16 protein-coding genes and 1 pseudogene are annotated in these 19,430 nt (G+C 70.7%); 8 read left to right on the top strand and 9 right to left on the bottom strand.

Annotated features, from left to right (window positions below; all coding sequences use genetic code 11):
• Window positions 1–26: 26 nt before the first annotated feature.
• Window positions 27–821, bottom strand: coding sequence for a hypothetical protein (locus tag WMF34_RS03925; protein WP_437992448.1), 795 nt, complete (start codon window positions 819–821; stop codon window positions 27–29).
• A 468-nt stretch (window positions 822–1,289) separates the two neighbouring features.
• Here WMF34_RS03925 and WMF34_RS03920 point away from each other — a divergent pair, with 468 nt between their 5' ends.
• Both WMF34_RS03920 and WMF34_RS03915 read left to right on the top strand, forming a co-directional pair.
• Window positions 1,290–1,970: a hypothetical protein gene (locus tag WMF34_RS03920; protein ID WP_437992447.1), complete on the top strand. Its 681-nt coding sequence runs from the start codon at window positions 1,290–1,292 to the stop codon at window positions 1,968–1,970.
• Between the two features lie 266 nt (window positions 1,971–2,236).
• Window positions 2,237–2,728 (top strand): UPF0262 family protein, encoded by a 492-nt coding sequence (locus WMF34_RS03915; RefSeq protein ID WP_044963893.1) that lies wholly within the window; start codon window positions 2,237–2,239, stop codon window positions 2,726–2,728.
• A 268-nt stretch (window positions 2,729–2,996) separates the two neighbouring features.
• Here the strand turns inward: WMF34_RS03915 and WMF34_RS03910 are convergent, their stop codons facing one another.
• A complete protein-coding gene (locus WMF34_RS03910; protein ID WP_437992446.1) occupies window positions 2,997–3,503 on the bottom strand; it encodes a DUF1993 domain-containing protein in 507 nt (168 codons plus the stop codon).
• Between the two features lie 244 nt (window positions 3,504–3,747).
• Window positions 3,748–4,095 (bottom strand): hypothetical protein, encoded by a 348-nt coding sequence (locus WMF34_RS03905; protein WP_437992445.1) that lies wholly within the window; start codon window positions 4,093–4,095, stop codon window positions 3,748–3,750.
• A 28-nt stretch (window positions 4,096–4,123) separates the two neighbouring features.
• On the opposite strand from WMF34_RS03905, the gene WMF34_RS03900 reads away from it, so the two are divergent.
• Window positions 4,124–4,492 carry a hypothetical protein gene (locus tag WMF34_RS03900; protein WP_437992444.1) on the top strand — a complete coding sequence of 123 codons (369 nt, stop codon included), beginning with the start codon at window positions 4,124–4,126 and terminating at the stop codon, window positions 4,490–4,492.
• Between the two features lie 103 nt (window positions 4,493–4,595).
• On the opposite strand, the gene WMF34_RS03895 is transcribed toward WMF34_RS03900, so the two are convergent.
• A complete protein-coding gene (locus tag WMF34_RS03895; RefSeq protein WP_437992443.1) occupies window positions 4,596–6,506 on the bottom strand; it encodes a response regulator in 1,911 nt (636 codons plus the stop codon).
• Between the two features lie 293 nt (window positions 6,507–6,799).
• Here WMF34_RS03895 and WMF34_RS03890 point away from each other — a divergent pair, with 293 nt between their 5' ends.
• The 4 genes and pseudogenes from WMF34_RS03890 to WMF34_RS03875 all read left to right on the top strand — a co-directional run bounded on the left by WMF34_RS03890 (window position 6,800) and on the right by WMF34_RS03875 (window position 10,473).
• On the top strand, window positions 6,800–8,005 hold the full coding sequence (locus WMF34_RS03890) for an aminoglycoside phosphotransferase family protein (RefSeq protein ID WP_437992442.1): 1,206 nt from the start codon (window positions 6,800–6,802) through the stop codon (window positions 8,003–8,005).
• 212 nt (window positions 8,006–8,217) lie between these two features.
• Window positions 8,218–8,478 (top strand): annotated as a pseudogene (locus tag WMF34_RS03885) (cytochrome P450); the annotation flags it as partial.
• Between the two features lie 192 nt (window positions 8,479–8,670).
• Window positions 8,671–10,209 carry a hypothetical protein gene (locus WMF34_RS03880; protein ID WP_437992441.1) on the top strand — a complete coding sequence of 513 codons (1,539 nt, stop codon included), beginning with the start codon at window positions 8,671–8,673 and terminating at the stop codon, window positions 10,207–10,209.
• 138 nt (window positions 10,210–10,347) lie between these two features.
• Complete coding sequence (locus WMF34_RS03875) at window positions 10,348–10,473, top strand: hypothetical protein (RefSeq protein ID WP_437992440.1); 126 nt, start codon at window positions 10,348–10,350, stop codon at window positions 10,471–10,473.
• 131 nt (window positions 10,474–10,604) lie between these two features.
• On the opposite strand, the gene WMF34_RS03870 is transcribed toward WMF34_RS03875, so the two are convergent.
• Complete coding sequence (locus WMF34_RS03870) at window positions 10,605–11,015, bottom strand: hypothetical protein (RefSeq protein ID WP_437992439.1); 411 nt, start codon at window positions 11,013–11,015, stop codon at window positions 10,605–10,607.
• A gap of 296 nt (window positions 11,016–11,311) precedes the next feature.
• Here WMF34_RS03870 and WMF34_RS03865 point away from each other — a divergent pair, with 296 nt between their 5' ends.
• Window positions 11,312–11,788: a VOC family protein gene (locus WMF34_RS03865; protein ID WP_012233352.1), complete on the top strand. Its 477-nt coding sequence runs from the start codon at window positions 11,312–11,314 to the stop codon at window positions 11,786–11,788.
• A gap of 54 nt (window positions 11,789–11,842) precedes the next feature.
• On the opposite strand, the gene WMF34_RS03860 is transcribed toward WMF34_RS03865, so the two are convergent.
• From WMF34_RS03860 to WMF34_RS03845, 4 genes are all read right to left on the bottom strand, one after another.
• The gene (locus tag WMF34_RS03860; RefSeq protein WP_437992438.1) at window positions 11,843–13,144 is read right to left on the bottom strand and encodes an aminotransferase class V-fold PLP-dependent enzyme; all 1,302 of its coding nucleotides are present in this window, start codon (window positions 13,142–13,144) and stop codon (window positions 11,843–11,845) included.
• A 137-nt stretch (window positions 13,145–13,281) separates the two neighbouring features.
• Window positions 13,282–14,319 (bottom strand): aldo/keto reductase, encoded by a 1,038-nt coding sequence (locus WMF34_RS03855; RefSeq protein ID WP_012233350.1) that lies wholly within the window; start codon window positions 14,317–14,319, stop codon window positions 13,282–13,284.
• A 241-nt stretch (window positions 14,320–14,560) separates the two neighbouring features.
• Entirely contained in the window at window positions 14,561–15,286 is a 726-nt protein-coding gene (locus WMF34_RS03850) for a hypothetical protein (RefSeq protein WP_437992437.1), read from the bottom strand.
• Window positions 15,287–15,422: 136 nt separating this feature from the next.
• Window positions 15,423–19,346, bottom strand: coding sequence for an ATP-binding protein (locus WMF34_RS03845; protein WP_437992436.1), 3,924 nt, complete (start codon window positions 19,344–19,346; stop codon window positions 15,423–15,425).
• Window positions 19,347–19,430 lie beyond the last annotated feature (84 nt).

Raw genomic sequence — 19,430 nt, 5'->3', positions numbered from 1 at the left:
CCGCCGGGAGGCCTTGCATCAGGCGATCATGGGTAGAAGCCGACATCGTCGATATAGACGTCGAAATCCTCCCCTTCCGTGAACCCGAACTCGATCGCGAAGAGCCCTGTGAGATCGATGTCCTCGCCGGTTTGCTCGGCGTCCCCGCCGCCGCGCGCGAACTCCTCGAAGGGGATCACGACCGGGGCCCACTCGGTGCCGAGGCGCGCGGTGGATGACCAGTCGTCGAAGCACGGATTGGCCACGTCCTCTCCCGATTCATCGCAGAGGCCGCCCGCGGGATCCGAGGTCTTGTCCGGGATGTTGACCTTCATCGTCGTCGCCGCGCCCGCCTCGCCGAGCTTGGCCCAGAACACGATACCGCTGTACGCCGACGCGTCGTAGGCGAGCAGGCCCCCGTCGGGGCCGTTCAGCGCGAAGCCGAACCCGGCGCCCCACTCGGTGAAGCCGGATCCGAACGTGTGCATTGCCATCGTGCTCTCGCCGCGCGGCTCCGCGAGCGCCTCCGGGACGAACCCGACGGGATTCTCTTCCGAGTAGACCGGGGGAGTCTGCGTGCCCGTTCCATCATTGAAGCTGTACCAGTAGCCGACCCTGCCACCCGCCTCATCGATGGCGCTGTCGCCGTCTTCCATGTCGTCGATCAGCTCGACGTCGGTGGGGACGACCACCTCGCCCCCGCCCCCGCCCCCGCCCGCGCCGGCCTCGCCGCCCGCTCCGTCCACCAGGTGGTAGCTGTCGTCCAGCCCCACGAGCGTGGTGCATCCACCGGCTGTGAGCGTCCACGCCGCGCACATCCATGCTGCACGCCTCTTCGCCATAGCTTCCCCTACCACCACCGCGTGGGCACGGTCCACCGCGGCCCCGTCGCAGCCCCGGCATCCCGGAAAGGCTCCGACGGCCGCCGGCGTTGGACGGATCTCCCCTACGGCGCGGGACGACACTCGGGACTTGCGGAGCAGCGCCGATCCGTGAGATTTTCTGTGCGTGAGGTCACCCAGAGCGCCTGGATCGACAGACCTGGTCCGGCGGCTTCGGTTGACCAGCCGATGTTTCGTTGGGCAGAGAGGAAGAAGGAGAGATTCACAGGGAGGCGGGGAGGCGGGGAGACGAGAGATGGGGATCAGTCGTGATGGTCCCCCTCCCTCGCCTCTCCACCATGATCTGCACATATCTCTCTCCTCCCCGTCTCCCCATCTCCCTGTGTACTCTCTCTTGCTCTGTCTCCCGCCCGACAAGCCGCTGGTGCCGACCACGCTTCGCGCGGCGGCACACCGACAAGACGTTGGGTGGACGAAATGACGGTCGAAGACGTGACACGCGCCCTGGACGCCGCCCGCGAGGAGCTGTCGGCTGCAGCAGCCGCAGCGCTCTCCGCAAAACGCGGAGACGGGGGATGGACCCGTTACCAAACCGCACACGACAAGTGCATCTCGCTCGAGCGAGATCTCGCCCGCGCGACCGGGGAGGAATGCGCCGTCGAGATCCCCTGGCAGCATCCTTGGAATGTCGGCGCCCCACTCCCGCATGTTTTCTCCTCGGGCTCCAGGACTCTCGTCGTCTACAACATGCGTGAGCCTGACCCCGCGTGGGATGGCTCGTATGCGACCGTGGTCGATCCCACCAGCGCCGACCTGCGCCTGATCGCCATCGTCGAATTCGAGCGATGCCTCGCCCACAAGCTCGGCCCACCGAATGACGAGGTCCTCCACGGACATCCCCTGCACGGCCGCGGGTTGGTCGGGTACGCTGCGCACGTCGTCGAGAGGTCTCGATGGATCGCCGAGCTGATGAAGATCAACTCGGTTCACAGCCAGTACAATCCAGAGGAGTGGAAGCAGTATCGACACTACTTGCTTGCATTCCACGACGAGACGTTCGAGTGCATCGCCCGGAGTCATTCACTCAAGCAGACGATGTCGTCGTTCCCCGAAGCGCTCGATTTGTGCACCAAGCGCATCCTGGCGTGACGCCGCCGCCCACCTGGTTTCGAAGACGGCTCGACTGTCTCGTGGGGCGCGTGGTGCACCGAGCGTTGTGCGCATCCCGGCGGTCGTTGGGCGTGACGAGGCAGAGGTTGCTGCGGAATTCTATCCAGGGCGTTCGGGGTCCCGGCGGCGATCCCGCATCGGACAAAATGCGGACAACACGTATACCATGGAGTTTTGTCGATTTCTTGACCGACCATAGGCCGTTACAACCGTGAGGTGTGAGCGCTAGAATGAGCTCAGCCCCTATGCCCGTCCATGCCATCCGAATCGAAGAGCGCCTCTGGTCGAGCTCGTCGCCGCTCCGCAGGCAGGAGTGGCGCACGCTCACGACCGATATCGTCTCCGGCGAGCCGCCCTGGCCCTCGCGCGAGCCCTGCACCCTCGTCGCCGGTTGCGACGACAGAGACCTCCGCTTCGTCTTCACCGGGAGCGCCCTCTCGGCTGACACCCTCGCCCTCGCGCGGGCGGAGGTCGCGCCGCTCGTGGGCGAGTACGTGGGCCTCATCCAAAAGCTCTCCGGGGGCGACCTCTACCCCGCCCACATCGAGCCCATCGATATGGCCAAGCGCGTCCTCCACGACGCCGGCGCGAGGCGGATAGGCGCCCTCCTCCCCGACCTGAGCCCGAGCTTCGAGACGCGCCGCCGCTTCTTCTCGCTCGTCGTCTCGCTCCTCGTCGACACCACGCGGCTCGGCCCGCTCCCGGCGCATCAGCACGATCCAAGGCGCGTGCGGTAGCCGAGCGCCAGCCACAAACGACGACGAGCGCCAGCCACAAACGACGACGAGCGCCAGCCACAAACGACGACGAGCGCCAGCCACAAACGACGACGAGCGCCAGCCACAAACGACGACGAGCGCCAGCCACAAACGACGACGAGCGGCGGTCACCCGCACAGGAGACGGGCCCAGATCGGCGTTTTCGGCGCGCAGGCGTGCTCCAGCACGCCGAGCACCGAAAACGTCGAGGTGGGCCCGTATCCGCAGCGGGTGCCCGCCGGTCGGGTCAGCGGGCGCCTAGGAAGTCTAGCTTGCCGATCTCGAGCCCGTTGTGGCGCAAGATCGCGTAGGCGGTCGTCACGTGGAAGTAGAAATTGGGCAGCACGAAGTTCAGCAGGAAAACCAGGCCCTTGAATTGCAGCGGCTGATCGCGCGTCGGGATGGTGACATCGCGGTCCTCGGAGCCGTCGATCTGCTCGGGCCGCAGGCTGTTCAGGAACGCGACGGTCTTGGTGATACGGGCCTGTAGCTCGTCGAAGCTGGCCTCGTTGTCCTCGTACTTCGGCACGTCGGCGGCCGCCAGCCGCGCCCCACAGCCCTTGGCGATGTCGGTGGCGATCTGCACCTGGCGCGTGAACGAGAGCATGTCCGGGGCGAGGCGCGCGTCGAGCAGGACGCGCGGCTCGATCTTCTTCGCCTCGGCGTACGCGACGGCCTTGGTGAGGATCGCCGAGAGGTTGCCGAGCATCCTGACGAGCACCGGGACAGAGGCCTGATACATCGAGATCGTCATCTTCTCATCTCCTTGCTATCGCACGGTTCAGGCAGCGCGTTCCCCGCACGGCGCACGCGGCGCGGCGCCGACGCACCCCCAGGCGGGGACGCGAGCAGGCGCGAACATAGGGCATCCCGCTCGCCAGGCAAGCACGCCCTCTCACGCAGGGGCCGCCCGCGCCCCCCGGGCGCCCGAGCACGGCGCTCGTTCGCCGCGATCCACGGACTCCAGCGCTGAGGACACGCCCGCGGGGCGCTCCGCGTCATGACGCGCTCGTGAAGTAATGTAAAGAGCATTGACGGACGAGCTTCGATGACGGGGTGCCGCGGCGCGAGGCTCCGCGCCGCGGAGGGAGCGCGACGGTGCGCGCCATGATGGCCCTCGACGGCCGCGGGGGCGGCGCGCTATAGGGGGCGCCGATGCGACACATCCTTTTCCTCAGCTTGTTCACGGCTGCGCTGGCGACCGCATGCGGCTCCTCGACGACCGATCCGGAGCCGACCGGGAGCGGCGGGTCGTCCGCCAGCTCGACGAGCGAAAGCTCGGCGAGCGCCAGTTCGACGAGCGAAAGCTCGGCGAGCGCCAGCTCGACGACCGCGAGCTCGGCCACGGGCGCAACCTGCGCTCCTGGCGAGACCATGTCCTGCACCTGTCACGCCATCGGCGCGCCGGGCGTCGCGACGTGCCTCGCCGACGGCAGCGGCTACGGGCCGTGCATGGAGCAAGGCGGCGGCGCCTGCCGCTGTCCCCTCGGGCGCGGCGACGGCTGCTGCCCTGGCGACGGCATCTGCTGCGCGTGCGTGCAAGGCTGCGATCCGAACACGGATCCCCTGCAAGATCCCGAGACGGACGCGCTCATCGCCTGCGTCTGCGCGGCGGGCGTGTGCGCCGACGAGTGCGAGAGGGAGTGCGCCGGCCAGGGCATCGCGGCGGACTGCAGGGCGTGCGTGCAGCAGGCGGGCGCGGACGCGTGCAAGGCGGAGTACGAGGCCTGCGGCGGGACGTGAGCCCGCATCGCGCGGCGCGCGGTCAATGACGCGCAGGAGGCCGGCGCCGATTCCCCCCTTCCTGACCGGCGCCGATTCCCCCCTTCCCCGCCCCGGCCCGCCGCTACATCCTCTCGGGCTCTGCCGCGCTCGCCTCCAGCAGCGCGTCGATCCGCCGGAGCAGCTCCGCCGGGTCGATCGGCTTCGGCAGGACGCGTCCCCGGTGGGCCGAGAGGAACCGCCTGCTCACCTCGCTCGTGCCCCCTCCGGTCATGAACAGCACCCGGTCGACGAGCGCCGGCAGCTCCGCCTCGAGCCACTCGTGGAGCTCTATCCCCGTGCCCTCCTGCATCACGATATCGCAGAGCACGACATCGAAGTTTGCGTCCAGCCGGAGCGCCCGCTGGGCCTCTCTGCCCGAGCGCGCGCAAACGACCTCGTGCGACGCCTCGAGGAGCCCGCGCAGCGCGCTCAGGAGGAGGGGCTCGTCGTCCACGATGAGGATCCGGGCGCGCCGCGCCGGCCCCTCATCCCGCGCGGGCGCAGGCGGCACGCGACGAGGGGTGAGCTCGGCGCTCGCCCAGGCGGGCAGCCGGACGCGGACGCAGGTGCCGACGCCGGCCTCGCTGCTGACGCCGATGGTGCCGCCGCACGACTCCACGATGTTGCGGCAGATCGCGAGTCCGAGCCCCGTCCCCTCCCCCGCGCGCTTCGTGGTGAAGAACGGCTCGAACAGCCTGTGCATGTGCTCTTCGGGCACGCCGCAGCCGGAGTCCACGATCTCCGCGACGACCTCCCGGCCCTGATCGCGGGTCCGCACCTCGACGACGTTGTCGGCGACGCGCCCCTCCCGGATCGACTGCGCCGCGTTGATGAGCAGGTTGACGAACACCTGCGTCAGGCGCCCCTCCGCGCCGCTCACGGGCGCGACCGAGGCGAGCTCGCGCACGACCCGCGCGCGGTGCTTCATCTGGGGATGCACGATGTTGAGCGCGCTCTCGATCACCGCGTTGACGTCGGTCGGCCCGATCGCCTCGTTCGCCTCCGCGCGCGCGAACACCCCGAGATCCCCGACGATGTCCACCACCCGCGCAGCGCCGTGGCGGGCGTCCGCGAGCGGCTGGGCGAGGTGCTCGGTGGCGACCCCCTTGTCGGCGAGCCGCCGCACCTCGCGGGCGAGCAGCTCGAGGTTGGCCACCACGTACGCGAGAGGGTTGTTGATCTCGTGGGCCACGCCCGCCGCGAGCTGGCCGACGGCGGCCAGCCGCTCGCTGCGCTCGAGCCGTGACCTCAGCTCCTCGGCCCGGCGCCGCCCGGTCACGTCGCGCAGGAGCGCCATGCGCGAGGGGCGCCCCTGCCAGTCCACGTCGACCCAGCGAACGTCGATGACGACCTGCTGCCCTCCGATCTCCAGGCTCGTCTCGCCGGCGCAGAGCGCCGCCGGGCAGCCCCGCCCGGCGACGGGGCGCCCGTCGCCCAGCAGCGACTCCGCGGCGGGGTTCGCGAAGAGCACCGTCCCGGAGGGATCCAGCACGATCACCCCATCGGCGCTCCGGGCGATGAGCTGGTGCAGGTTGGCCTCGTTCTCGCGGGCCTCGGCCATCGCCCGCGCGAGCTGCGTCAGGAGCTGCTGGCGGCTGACCGCATAGCGGATGGCTCGCCACAGCGTGTCCGCGTCGAGGCCCCGCTTCACGAGGTAATCCTGCACCGACGCGCCGAGCGCGCGCTCCGCGAGGCGGACGTCGTCGTGGCCCGTCAGCACGACGATGGGCACATGGGGGTCCACCGCCCGCACCCGCTCGACCACCTCGATGCCCTCGCCATCGGGCAAGGAGAGGTCGAGGAGGACGACATCCCACCCCTCGTTCACGCGCGCGAGCCCGGCGGCGAGCGTCTCCGCGTGCGCGAGCTCGGCGCGCTGCCACGGCACGGCGTCGAGGTGGCTTTGCACGACGGAGGCCGCGATGGCGCTGTCCTCGATCAGCAGGAGGCGAAAGCAAGGCGCAGGCGGCGCCCGGCTGGGCTCAGCGGACATGGTGACCCCCTGAGAGCTAAGGAACTCCAACACTTTCCCGGAATCAAGCGCCTCGCGCCGCCGCCGCCCTCGCCGCGCCAGCGGCTCGCAGCGCGGGCGGAGCGGGGATCGCCGCGCTCCTCCGCCGCGGACGACGCAACGCACCATCCCGGCGCCGGCGGTGGTCGACTTTGCCCGAGGACGGCGAGGCGCTGGAGCGCGCCGTCAGGGCCGCCGTCGCGGCGGAGCGGCTCTGAGCCGCGGGGCCGGGCGCTCGAGCGGCGAACGAAGCCGGCGCTCGCTATCCTCGCGCGATGCTGCCCCACCCGCCGCGCGTCGTTCGGCTCGTCCTCACCGCGAGCGGCGCGCTCGTGGGCGCGCTGCCGCCCTATCCGGTCGCGACGCCGTGGTGGCAGGATGCGCACGCCGTCGTCCAGGGTGCCCGCGAGCGCTTCGGCCTCCAGGTGACGGTCCTCCGGATGCTCGCCACCGAGCTCCCGGCCCCCCAAGGCGGGGCGGTCACCTACCTCGCGGAGGCGGAGACTGACGCGCCGCCGCCCGGGGTCGAGCCCTGGCGCGGGGCGCTCGACGACCACCCGCTCCGGCAACCGTGGGCGCGGCCGGGCGGGCCTACCGACGACCTCGCGTGGGCGGACGCCGTCCTGCGCGATCGGGGCCTCGCGCGGACGGCGCCCGCCGAGCAGATGCGGTCGTGGAACCTGTCGAGCCTGTGGCGGCTCCGGGTTCGCGACGAGATTGTCTGGCTGAAGCATGTCCCTCCGTTCTTCGGCCACGAGGGGGCTGTGATCGCGCGGCTCGCGGGGGGACCTGTACCGGCGCTCCTCGGCCACGACGGCCGGCGGATCCTGATGCGGGAGATCCCGGGCGAGGACCTCTACGAGGCCGAGCTGCCGGTCCGGGAGAGGTTGGTCTCGCTGCTGGTCGGGCTGCAGCGCGACGCGAGCCGACAGGTCGGCGAGCTCCTTTCGCTGGGGCTGCCGGACTGGCGCGCGCCGGCCCTGATCCGGCTCATTGCTGACGTGATGGCTCGGACGCCCGAGCTGTCCGCCGGCGATCGGGCGACCCTCGACAGCTTCGTCGATGACCTGCCCGAGCGCTTCGCTCGCCTCGCCGAGGCTGGGCTGCCCGACACGCTGGTTCACGGCGACTTCCACGTCGGCAATGCCCGCGGCGACGCGGCATCGGCCGTCCTGCTGGACTGGGGCGACAGCGGCGTCGGGCATCCGCTGCTCGATCAGCCAGCGTTCCTCGACGGGGCCCCGCCCGGCGTGGCCGAGCCCCTCCGGAGCTCCTGGAGCCGCGCGTGGCGCGCCGCGATCCCGGGCTCCGACCCCGAGCGCGCCGCCGAGCTGCTCGCGCCCGTGGCCGCGGCCCGCCAGGCGATCATCTACCGCAAGTTCCTCGACAACATCGAGCCGTCGGAGCACCCCTACCACGCGAGAGATCCCGTGGCGTGGCTCGCGAGGACAGCCGCGGTGGTGCGCTCTCGATCCTGCTAGCTGGGTGAGCACCGCTGCCACCGAGCTCTCGGACGGTCGACGACGCGCGCCCTCCCCGCGACGCGCCTTCCTCGCGAACAGGTACAGCAGGAGGCGGCCACGGACCCGAGCGGTCAGCTCGACATGCCGAAGGCCGTCAGTGATGCGACCGCGTTCGTGTTCGCGGGCCACAAGACCACAACGGATCTGCTCGGCAACCCGATGAGGCCGTCGTTGAAGCCCCCGCGAGGTTCGAGCCCGGGCGCCCCGACGGGGGCGAGCACCTCGGGTTTGGCCGCGGTGTGCACTTCTGTCTCGGCGCGCCCCTCGCGCGGCTCCAGGGGCGCGTGGCGCTCTCCGTGCTCACGCAGCGCTTACCGGGCCTCCGCCTCGCGAGCGATCGGCCGGTGCAGCTCCGGCAAGTCACCATGTTCCGAGGCCCCGTGTCCCTCGATGTCGCCTGGGACGCCAAGGTTCAGGGGTCGAGCGCGTGAGGAACACGCGGGAACGCAGGTGATCTCGTGGCCGCGCTGCTGCCCTGTCCTGCCGCGGTGACGGAGAGGTTGAATGTGTCCCGCCAAGCCGGGAGAGGTCGCGCGGTCGGGGATTGACATCTCCGAGGCCTTCGGATCTCATCCTCGCGCATGATGCGCGAAAAATTCGGACACGTCGGAGGATCGGGCGCCATGCCCAGGATGGGTCTCATTCTGGGGCTCCTCCTCGTCGCGGCCTGCGGACAGAAGGTGCGAACGTTCGAGTCGTCGTCGAGCTCCAATGACGTGGGGAGCGGCGGAGGCGGCGGTCATGCGGGCAGCGTCGGCAGCGCGACAGGCGGCGACGGGACCGGCGGCGACGGAGCGGGTGGCGGCGGGACAGGCGGCGATGGGGCGGGCGGCGACGGAACGGGCGGCGACGGGACCGGAGGCGAAGCCCCCCCGCCCCACTGGGATACGTTCGAGCGCGTCGGTCATGACGATCTGGCCAATCAGATCTCGAATTTCCTTCCGCAGGTCGCGGTCTCGGCCAACGGCGATGCGCTGCTCGTGTTCTATGATCAGGACACCGTCTGGGCGCGCCGCTATGTCAAGAAGAGCGACAGCTGGGACCCGCTGCTGCAGGTCAACGACGCGGCCACGAGAGGCGTGAACGCCAGGGTCGCCATCGACGCCGGTGGCAACGGGGTGGTCGTCTGGTATTCGGCCTCGGTGGGCGGCGCCGTGTTCGGCAAGCGGTTCACGGCATCGCTCGGATGGCCCGCCGGGTGGGGCACGGTCGAGACGATCGCCGAGGGCACCTCGGGGGTCTCGAAACATTCGACGACGGTCGCGATGACCCCCGCCGGCCATATCGCGGTGGGGATCGACGTGAACACCGCCGACACCTCGGCGCGTGAGGGATACCTGGCCATCTACGAGGGCGGGCAGGGCTGGCAAACACCGGTGAAGGTGTCGGGGAGCACGACCAGCTGCAACGGCACGGCTGTCGGCGTCTCGACCGTGGGCACGATGCTGCGCGCGGTGGCAGCGTGGTACCAGTCGGACGACGGGCGTCTCAACGTGCTGGGCAACGTGGTTACGTACGATCTGACGACGCACAAGGGCAGCGCGGCAGGCCCGAAGCCGCTGGAGGCTGACGACACGCTCGATCATTTGAGCCCACGCGTCGTGATGGACGGCAACGGGAACGCGATGGTCGTCTTCCTCCAGCGCGACTCGACCTCGTCGGTGTCGCACGTGATCGCCAATTCCTATTCAGAGGGCGTGTGGGCCGGAGCCACCGGCGTGGATACCGCGGGCCAAAGAGCGACGGACTACGCGGTCGCGATGAACGCGGAGGGTGACGGGGGCGTGGTGTTCCGTCAATGCGGTGCCGGCTGCGCGATCTGGGCGCGGCGCTTCTCGGGGACGACGTTCCAGCCGGCCGACAAGCTCTCGGTCGACGAAGATAGTGTGAGCGGTCCCGAGATCGCCGTGGATGGGGCCGGGCGGGCGCTCGCCGTGTGGACCCAGAAAGCCGCCGCGCTCCGGTCGATCTTTGCCAGCGAGCTCTCGCCCGCGCAGGGATGGACGGAGGCCCACGCGCTGGAGGACGACAACGCCGCCGAACACTGGGAGCCGACGGTGGGCTTCGGCCCGAACGGGACCGGGATCGCCGCGTGGGTGCGCGAGACGACGATGAACGACCGCATGCGTCGATCGATCTTCGCCGATGTTTACAAATACTGAGGACGGCGCTGGGCGCCCGCTCCACGAACATCTGAGTCCAGACGTCCACGGTCCTGGTGGGCCTCACAGGCGTTAGCCAAGCTCGCTCGGTCACGCTCAGGGCACGAAGCCCGCCTCCCTCCACCATCAGTCACCAACGTGGTCGTTTACGTGGTCGTTTACGTGAACGTTTACGTGAACGTTTACGTGGTCGTGGTCGTGGTCGTTCACGACCTATCGTTGACGACCACGACCACGACGACGTTGACGTCCACGTCCACGTAAACGTCCACGTAAACGTTCGGATGTAGGAGAACGCGGCGCGAAGGTTGGTTAACGCCTATGCCTGGTGGGCCTTCAGCCGGGCTCCAAGAGCTTTTACGCGCTCATCCGCAGGCCGGCACACGCAAAGGAGCTCAGGGCGGCGGCACGTTGATCAGGCGAGCCGCGCACCGGCCACCCTGGCAGAGGCAGCCGCCGCCGCAATCCATCGTTCCGGGCCGGCACTCCTGCGTGCACATCAGGCCTCGATCACACATCGGCGCGGTCGCCTTCGCGATGCACGCAGCCGCGTGGCACGCGCACACGGGCACACAGTCTGCGTCACTCTTGCACGGATCGCTGCCCACGACGATCCGCTCGCCCATCGGGGCAGCCGCCGGCGGCGCGGCGGGCTCTTCCGCCGGCGGCGCGCTCGTGCCGGGAGGCGCGTTCGCGCCGGGAGGCGCGTTCATGCCGGAAGGCTCGTGCGCGGACGCCCTGCACCCGGCGCCGCAGAGCCCCGCGGCCAGGATGACCCCCATCGACCCATCGAGGATGTGTCTCATGCGCGTGCTCTCTCACGGATCGCCACGACATTCCACCCGGCCCGCGAGCTCATCCTCTCCCGGCGCCGCCCCGGAGCGGCGGCCGGCGGACCACGACGGCCGCCCGGCGGGCTGCCGCCCCGCCCCCCTCGGCCGCCCCGGCGACCCGGGACCCGGCCGCCCCGGCGGGTCGAAAAAATCGTCGGCCCCATGTCGAGCAGGCCCACCGTGCTCCGACATCCAGGCAAAGCGCGGTCGCGGTGACCGCGCCGCCCTCACCTCACCGCCGGGCCCGACCCCGGCCAGGAGCCCCGATCATGACCACCACGCAGAAGATCAAGACGTGCCTCTGGTTCAGCAACAACGCCGAGGAGGCGGTGCAATACTACCTGTCCATCTTCAAGGGCTCACGGATCCTCTCCGAGCTCCGCTCGGGAGACGCGGGTCCAGGGCCCAAGGGCTCGCTCGTGATGGCCGAGTTCGAGCTGAACGGCCAGCGGCTCATGGCCCTGAACGGCGCCCACCAGAAGTTCAACGAGACGTTCTCGCTCGTCGTCACCTGCGAGACCCAGGAGGAGGTCGACGAGCTCTGGAGCAAGCTCACGGCCGGCGGCGGCGCCGAGAGCCAGTGCGGGTGGCTCAAGGACAGGTTCGGCGTTTCCTGGCAGATCGTCCCGTCCGCCTTGATCCGGCTCCTCCAGCACCCGGAGCCGGCCAAGGCGGGGAGGGTCATGCAGGCGATGATGCAGATGAAGAAGATCGACATCGCCCGCATCGAGGAGGCCGCCCGATAGGCGCCCTCGCCCCGCCCACAAGAGGTCCGGCCATGGCTCGCCGGACCGGGCCCCTCACGCGAGCGCGCGGATCGCGCGCAGCACCACCTCGACGTCCGCCTCGGAGGTGAGCAGGCTCGGCGCGACGCGGACATACGAGGTCGCGTACGGCGACGTCGACGCGATGATCCTCCTCTCGCGGAGCCTCCCCACGACGGCCTCCGGCGTCATCCCCGCCACCTCGAAGCACACGATCCCCGCGGAGAGCGCGGCGTCGAGCGGCGTGTGCAGGGTGACGTGGCCCATCGCCTTGAGCCCTTCCTTGCACTGCCGGTTCAAGGCGTGGATCCGGGCCGCGACCCTGGCCTTGCCGATGCCCCGGTGGAACGCGAACGCCGCGGGCAGCGCCCACCGGTGCTCGAAGGAGTGGAACCCTCCGGGAGACATCATGTCCGCGGTCGTGGGCGGCGGCGGCCGCTGCCGGAGCCAGGCTTCGTATGCAGCCCTTCCGAAGGACGGGATGCTCGGGCGCAGCATCGGCCAGAGCTCCCGCTTGCCCCAGAGCACGCCGGTGCCCCGCGGCCCGAACATCCATTTGTGACAGCCCGCGGCGAAGAAGTCGCAGCCGAGATCGGCCATCGTGGCGTCCTCGACCCCGAAGCCGTGCACGCCGTCCACACAGCAGACGACGCGCTTCGCCGGCGCCCGGCCCTGGTTCGCCCTGGCGACGACCTCGGCGATGGCGCGCACCGGCGTCTTCACGCCCGAGCTCGAGTGCACCCACGTGATCGCCACGACCCGCGTGGCCGGGGTGAGCGCCGCCTCGATCGCCCCCGCCATCTCCGTGGCCGTCGCGGCGCTGCTCCTCCCATAGAGCGCGATCTTCCGCACCACCGCGCCGGTCCGCTCCGCGGCGAGCCGGAGCGACTCATGCGTGGAATAGTGATCGTGCTCCGTCGTGAGCACCTCGTCGCCGGCCTCGAGCGGCAGGCCGAGGTACAGCGACGCGAGCCCCATCGTGGTGCTGTCCGTGAGCGCGATCTCCTCGGCCCCGGCGCCCATGTACGCCGCGGCCGCCTCCCGCACCGGCGCCAGATCCTCGTGCGCGTGGAGCGCGTCCACCGGGTTCTCGTCGAGCTCCCGCCGCAGCCGCTCGATCGCCTCGCGGACCGGCCGCGGGTGAGAGGCGAGCAGGAAGGCCGTCATGTGGATCCACGCCGGCGACAGAGTGAACTCGTCCCGAACGCCCTGCCACGGATCGGCCGGCGCCTTCCGGCGAGCGCTCGCGGCCGTCATCGCCCCCGGACCCACACAGCCCGCGGCGCCCGTCACCAGCAGGCCTGCGAGCAGGCTCCGCCTGGGTAGCTTCGTCGTCATCTGATCCCCCTCCGTGCCGGCGCGGCGGCTGCCCGCCGGCGCCGCAGCATCGCTCGCCCGGGAGCGCCGCGCTCCCGCGAACAGAGGGGGTCGGGCCGCGCCGCCCCGGGCGAGCGGCGCCGCCGGGGCCGGCGAGATCAGGGCGCCGGGTTCGGGTAGCGGGCGTGGATCTGCTCGATCTCTCCGAGAACCTCCGCGGCGAGCACCACGCCCGCGCTCTTCACGTTCTCCTCGAGCTGCTCGAGCGTGGTCGCCCCGAGGATGGTGCTCGCCACGAACCAGCGGCTGCGCACGAAGGCGAGCGCGAGCGACGCCGGGCTCAGGCCGTGGGCGCGCGCGAGCTTGACGTAGGCCTGCACCGCCTCGTCCACGTTGGGCTTCCTGTAGCGCTGGCCGAAGGTCTCGAACCGAGCGAAGCGCGAGCCCGGCGGCGGCCCGCCCAGGTGCTTGCCCGTGAGCAGGCCGAACGCGAGCGGGCTGTAGGCGAGCAGGGGCACGTCCTCCCGGCGCGAGGCCTCCGCGAGCGCGGAGTCGAACGTGCGGTTGACGAGGCTGTAGGCGTTCTGGATCGACACCGGCCTGGGGAGCCCGAGCTGCGCCGCGACGCGGCTCCACTGCGCCACCCCCCAGGCGGTCTCGTTGCTGAGCCCGAAATACCGGACCTTGCCGTCGCGGATCACCTCCGCGAGCGCCGCGAGCTGCTCGGCGATCGGCGTGCTCGAGCGCTCGTTCGCCGGATCGTAGGCGCTCGCGCCGAACTGCGGCACGTACCGATCGGGCCAGTGGATCTGGTAGAGATCGATGTAGTCGGTCCTGAGGCGCCGCAGGCTGTCCTCGACCGCGCGCCGGACGTTGGCGCGGTTGATCGCGAGAGAGCCGCCGCGGACCCACGGGATCGGGCGGCCCGGCCCCGCGATCTTCGTCGCGACGATCACCTTGTCCCGCGGCCGCTGGCTCAGCCACTCGCCCACGTAGCTCTCCGTGCGCCCCTGCGTCTCGGCGCGGGTCGGCACCGGATACATCTCGGCCGCGTCGATGAAGTTGATGCCAGCGTCGAACGCGTAGTCGAGCTGCGCTCTGGCGTCCTCGAGCGTGTTCTGCTCGCCGAACGTCATCGTCCCAAGGCAGAGCTCCGAGACCCGGAGCTCGCTGTCACCCAGCTGTCGGTAGTGCATGGCTGTCCCGTCCGTTGGATGCCCAGTACCACGGGGCAGCGCTGATGTCCACCATAACGGACAACATTTCTTTTATAACGGACCAACACCTCTCCGCGCTCGACCGCGCCCGGAGACCTGGAGCTCGCCTCGCGCGGCGGGGGGGTCCCCCGGTCGCTGCCGACTCCCCGGTCGCTGCCGACTCGCAGAGGAGAGTCATCTCGCCGAGGAGCCGCGTCTCCGGAGACGGCCTCGCGAGGGATCAAGGCATGATTAAGCAGTAGCGAGGCCCTTCGAAGCTTCGTATGGATTGACCATCCTCGCTGACGTTGAGCGTGAAGTAGCTATAGGCGGAGCCCTCCTCGCATTGCGCTCCGTACCCTTGCGGACCAGCCGTCGTCCCGCCGATGGGATCGAGCCATTGTTCGACGCTGGGCGTCGACGATTTCCATACCTCGGGCGTCGAACAACCAAACTGGACCTGGTACACATGCTCCGCGTCGTACGTATACCTGAACGCCACGACATTCCTGGGGTAGTCGCAGAATTTGGAGACGTGCGAGCCCGTCATGCTGCCAGTCACGGGGCCGGCATCGTACCCGTCACCGGTGTGACCGTCGCTCTGAAAGTCGGCGCAATGAAGGACGAACCCGTTGAGCCACGCGTCACCCCAGACGCGGGCGCCCACGGCAACCCCCTCGCCGGGCACGCACTGTTGGACCACGACCTCGCCCCCCGTTGCGCCGCCGCCCGTGCCGCCCCCGGCGCCGCCCGCCTCGCCGCCTCCCGCTTCGCCTCCGCCGCCTCCGGCGCCGCCCGCCTCGCCGCCTCCCGCGCCAGCGCCGCCGTCGGCGCCGGCGGCGCCGCCACCGGCGTCACCGCTTCCGCCAGCTCCCCCAGCGGCCTCGCCGTTGAACTCGAGCGTTCCTACCCCCGAGACCAGCGTGCATCCCGCGGCCGCGACGAATCCTGCGACCAGAACACCCATCCTCGCAATTCGCATGCGTCGCGTATCCATCGTTCCTCCTCCCCTCAGAAGCTGCCTCGGTCTCGCCGCGGCGCGCGTCGCCACAGCGCTCCGGGCGCGGTCGCGCCGTGTCGTCGCCGGGGATCTCCGACGTGGATCACTCGGCCCCGCGGGCCGGTGGCTCCTCGAGGAGCGACGTCAATCGTTCGATCTGGATGGGCTTGACGAGGTGCGTCTCGAAGCCTGCCCCCTCGGAGCGCCGGAAATCCGCCTCCTGCCCGTAACCGGTGATCGCGATCAGGCGAACACGCTCACCCGCCGGCTGCTCGCGGAGGCGCCGCGCGAGCTCGTAGCCGTCCATCACGGGCAGCCCGATGTCGAGCAGCGCGACGTCGGGCGCGAACTCTTCCGCGATCCGGAGCGCGGACGGGCCGTCGGGGGCGACGCGCGTCGTGTACCCCATCGCGCCCAGCGACTCGGCGAGGAGCTCGACCGCATCGAGGTTGTCGTCCACGAGCAGGATGCGGCGTCGATCGGCGAGAGATGGAGTCGCCTGCGTCCCGGCCATCCAGCGCGCCGGCGCGGCCTCGGGTGAGCGCACGTCCGCCGCGGCCGGCAACTGGATGGTGAACTCGCTCCCGCGCCCGCGGCCCTCGCTGTGCGCGCTCACGCGGCCGCCGTGCATCGCGATGAGGTTGTGGACGATGGCGAGGCCCAGGCCCAGGCCGCCCTGGGATCGGTCGAGCGCCTGGCGCTCCTGCACGAAGCGCTCGAAGACGCTCGGCAGCATCTCGGGGGCGATGCCGATGCCGTTGTCGCGCACGGAGAGGGCGACCTCGCCCTCCACGCGCCCGGCCCGGACGGCGATCTCGCCGCCGCTCTCGGTGTACTTCGCGGCGTTCGTGAGCAGGTTCGAGACCACCTGGGCGAGCCTCGTGACGTCGCCCTCCACGGCGAGGCCGCTCGAGGGGACCGCGACCGTGAGGTGGTGCCGGCGCTGCTCGAGCAGCGGGCTCGCCAGCTCGACCGCCTTGGCCACGACGTCCGCGATCTCGATCCGCTGCTTCTTCAGCTCGACCTTGCCCCGCGTGATGCGGGAGACGTCGAGCAGGTCGTCGACGAGCGCCGTCAGGTGCTTGATCTGGCGCTCGATGACGAGCCGCTCGCGCTCGGCGTGCCCCCCGGCGCGGAGGCGCATCAGGTGGAGCGCCGTGACGATCGGGGCGAGCGGGTTCCGCAGCTCGTGGCCGAGCATCGCCAGGAACTCGTCCTTCGCGCGGTTCGCCCGCTCCGCGTCGCGCCGCGCGTCCTCCGCGCGGCGCAGCAGCTCCTCGCGCTCCCGCGCCGCCGCCTCGAGCTTCTTTCGCGCCCGCACGTAGTCGGTGACGTCGAGCGCGACGACCAGGATCCGGGCGACGGCAGCGCCCGGCTCGCGCATCGGGTGCAGGTTGAAGCTCCAGTACAGCTCTTCCCGCACGCCGTCCCCGCGCTCGAGGTCGAACCGGTAGTCGTGCGTGACGAACGGCTCGCCGCTCGCGAATACCCGGTGAAAGACCTCGAGGAGCGGCGAGCCGACGATCTCCGGGAAGGCTTGCGCCAGCGTGCGTCCGATCACGTCGCGATGGCCCACCATGGCCACCAGGCGTGGGTTCGCCATCTCGATGACGTGCTCGGGGCCACGGTAGACGGCGATCCCGACAGGCGCCTGCTCGAACAGCGCGAACATCTTCCCGCGCTCCCGCTCCGCGGCCCGCCGGTGCTCGCCGAGCTGGAGGTGCGTCGCGACGCGCGCGATGAGCTCGCGCGCCGAGAACGGCTTCACGAGGTAATCGTCGGCGCCGGCCGCCAGCCCCTCGACGCGAGACTCCTCGCCCGCGCGCGCCGAGAGCATGATCACCGGCACGCACCGCGTCACCGGATCGGCGCGCAGCGCCCGGAGCAAGCCAAAGCCGTCGAGGCCCGGCATCATCACGTCGGCGATGACGAGATCCGGCGGTGACCGCCGGGCGACATCGAGCGCGGCCGCGCCGTCGCTCACGGCCTCGACGGCCCACCGCGCATCGAGGATGCGCCGCACGTACATGCGCATGTCGGCGTTGTCATCGGCGAGGAGGATGCGCGCGCTCGGGTCGAGCGGCACCGAGAGGTGATCGGACTCGACACGATCGGCCGAAGCGAGCGCCAGGGCGGGCGCCTCCGCGGCGAGCTGCCACCGCAGCGCCTCCTCGACGTAGGGCGCGGCGCCGGTCGCCGTCGACGAGAGCGTCTTCTCGGCGTGGATACGCTCTGCCGGCAGGTGCGCGGACCCGCGCGGGATCGCGATCGTGAACGCCGTCCCCTCGCCCAGGCGGCTCTCCGCCCGGATGCTGCCGCCGTGCAGCCGCACCAGCTCGTGCACGAGCGCGAGCCCGATCCCGGAGCCCTCGTGCGTGCGCGCGCGTGCCCCCTGGACGCGGTGGAAGCGCTCGAAGAGGTGCGGCAGCTCGTGCTCGGGTATGCCGGTGCCCGTATCGCGCACCACGAGCTCGACCTGGTCCTCGCGCGCGCGGAGCAACAGGAGGATCTCGCCGTCGAACGTGAACTTCAGGGCGTTGGACAGCAGGTTCAGCACGATCTTCTCCCACATGTCCCGGTCGACGAAGACCGGCTCCGGGAGCTCCGGGCAGTCCACCTTGAACGCGAGCCCGGCTCGCTCGATCGCGGAGCGGAACGCGCTCGCGAGATCGACGGTGAGGCCAGCGAGGTCCGTTGGATCGTAGGACGCCTGCGCGCGGCCCATCTCGAGGCGCGAGAAGTCGAGCAGCGCGTTGACCAGCTTGAGCAGGCGCAGCGCGTTGCGATAGGCGAGCGAGAGGTGCTCGCCGCAGAGCGCGCGCTCCGGCGACGCGAGCGCGTCCTCCATGGGGCCGAGCATCAGCGTCAGCGGCGTCCGGAACTCGTGGCTCACGTTGCTGAAGAACAGCGTCTTCGCGCTGTCGATCGCGGCGAGCTCCTCGGCGCGCCTGCGCTCTTCCTCGTAGGCCCGCGCGTTCGCGATGGCGGTCACCACCTGATCGGTGATCAGCTGAAACAGCCCGCGATACGGCTCATCGAGCAGGCGATGCGGGCTGACGCCGCCGACGAGGAAGCCATACGGACGAGGTTGGCCCGGCCGCGAGAGGGGCAGGACGATCGCCTGCTCCGGCGCGCTGCCCCAGCGGCCGACGGGCAAGGCGCCGAAGCGGGCCGCGAGATCGCAAACGAGGAGCTCGCCAGAGGCGCGCGCCGCCTCCGCGAGCGGCCAGGCCGAGGCCTCGTCGCCTCGATCCTGGAGGGAGACGCGCGCCGGCTTCGCCGCTCCCTCGTATCCGTCGAGCCCGCTCGCGCCGACGAGGCGCGCGTCGCCCGGGTCGCCGTCCAGGAGGTAGAGCAGCGAGAACGGCAGGTCGGCGTCGTTCGCCGCGAAGATCTCCGCGGCTGTGCAGCACGCCTCCTCGGCAGACTTCGCCTGGGCGGAGCGCGTCGCGAGATCGCGCAGCATGTGGAGCTGGCGCGCGTCGAGCACTTGCTCCGTGGTCTCCTTCACCGTGATGAGGACGCCGACGACCGGCTCGGCGTCGCCGGGTATCGGGCTGAAGGAGAGCGTGAAGTACGTCTCCTCGACGAAGCCTCGCCTCTGCACCGGGAGCAGGAGGTGCTCGCTCCACGTCGCGGGCCCCCCGTCGAGCACGCCCTGCGCCATCGGGCCGACGACGTCCCAGACCTCGGCCCAGACCTCGGCCGCCGGGGCGCCCACCGACGCAGGGTGCTTCATGCCCAGGATGGGCCGATAGGCATCGTTGTAGATCTGCAGAAGCTCCGGCCCGACCAACATGATCATGGGAAACCGATTGCCGAGCACGAGGCCGACCACGGTCTTGAGGCTTATCGGCCATGTCGCGACAGGGCCGAGCTTCGTCTTCGCCCAGTCGATCGAGCGCATCAGGGCGCCCATCTCGCCGCCCCCGGCGAGGCAGGCCTCGGCGCTCGCGTCCAGGGCGCCACCATCGAGCGAAGGCTCGGCGACATCTGAAGATTTCTTCCATATGCCGGCTGGCCGCATGCACCGCCATGGTGGATGAAATCCACGGCTTTTGCCACCGGGACACGCGCGCGCGGCTCAGGCGCCGCCGGCCTTGAGCCGCCC

The sequence above is a fragment of the Sorangium sp. So ce145 genome (genome assembly GCF_051525985.1).
GTDB lineage: Bacteria > Myxococcota_A > Polyangia > Polyangiales > Polyangiaceae > Sorangium > Sorangium cellulosum_B.
This window is presented reverse-complemented; position numbering and strand designations above follow the sequence as displayed.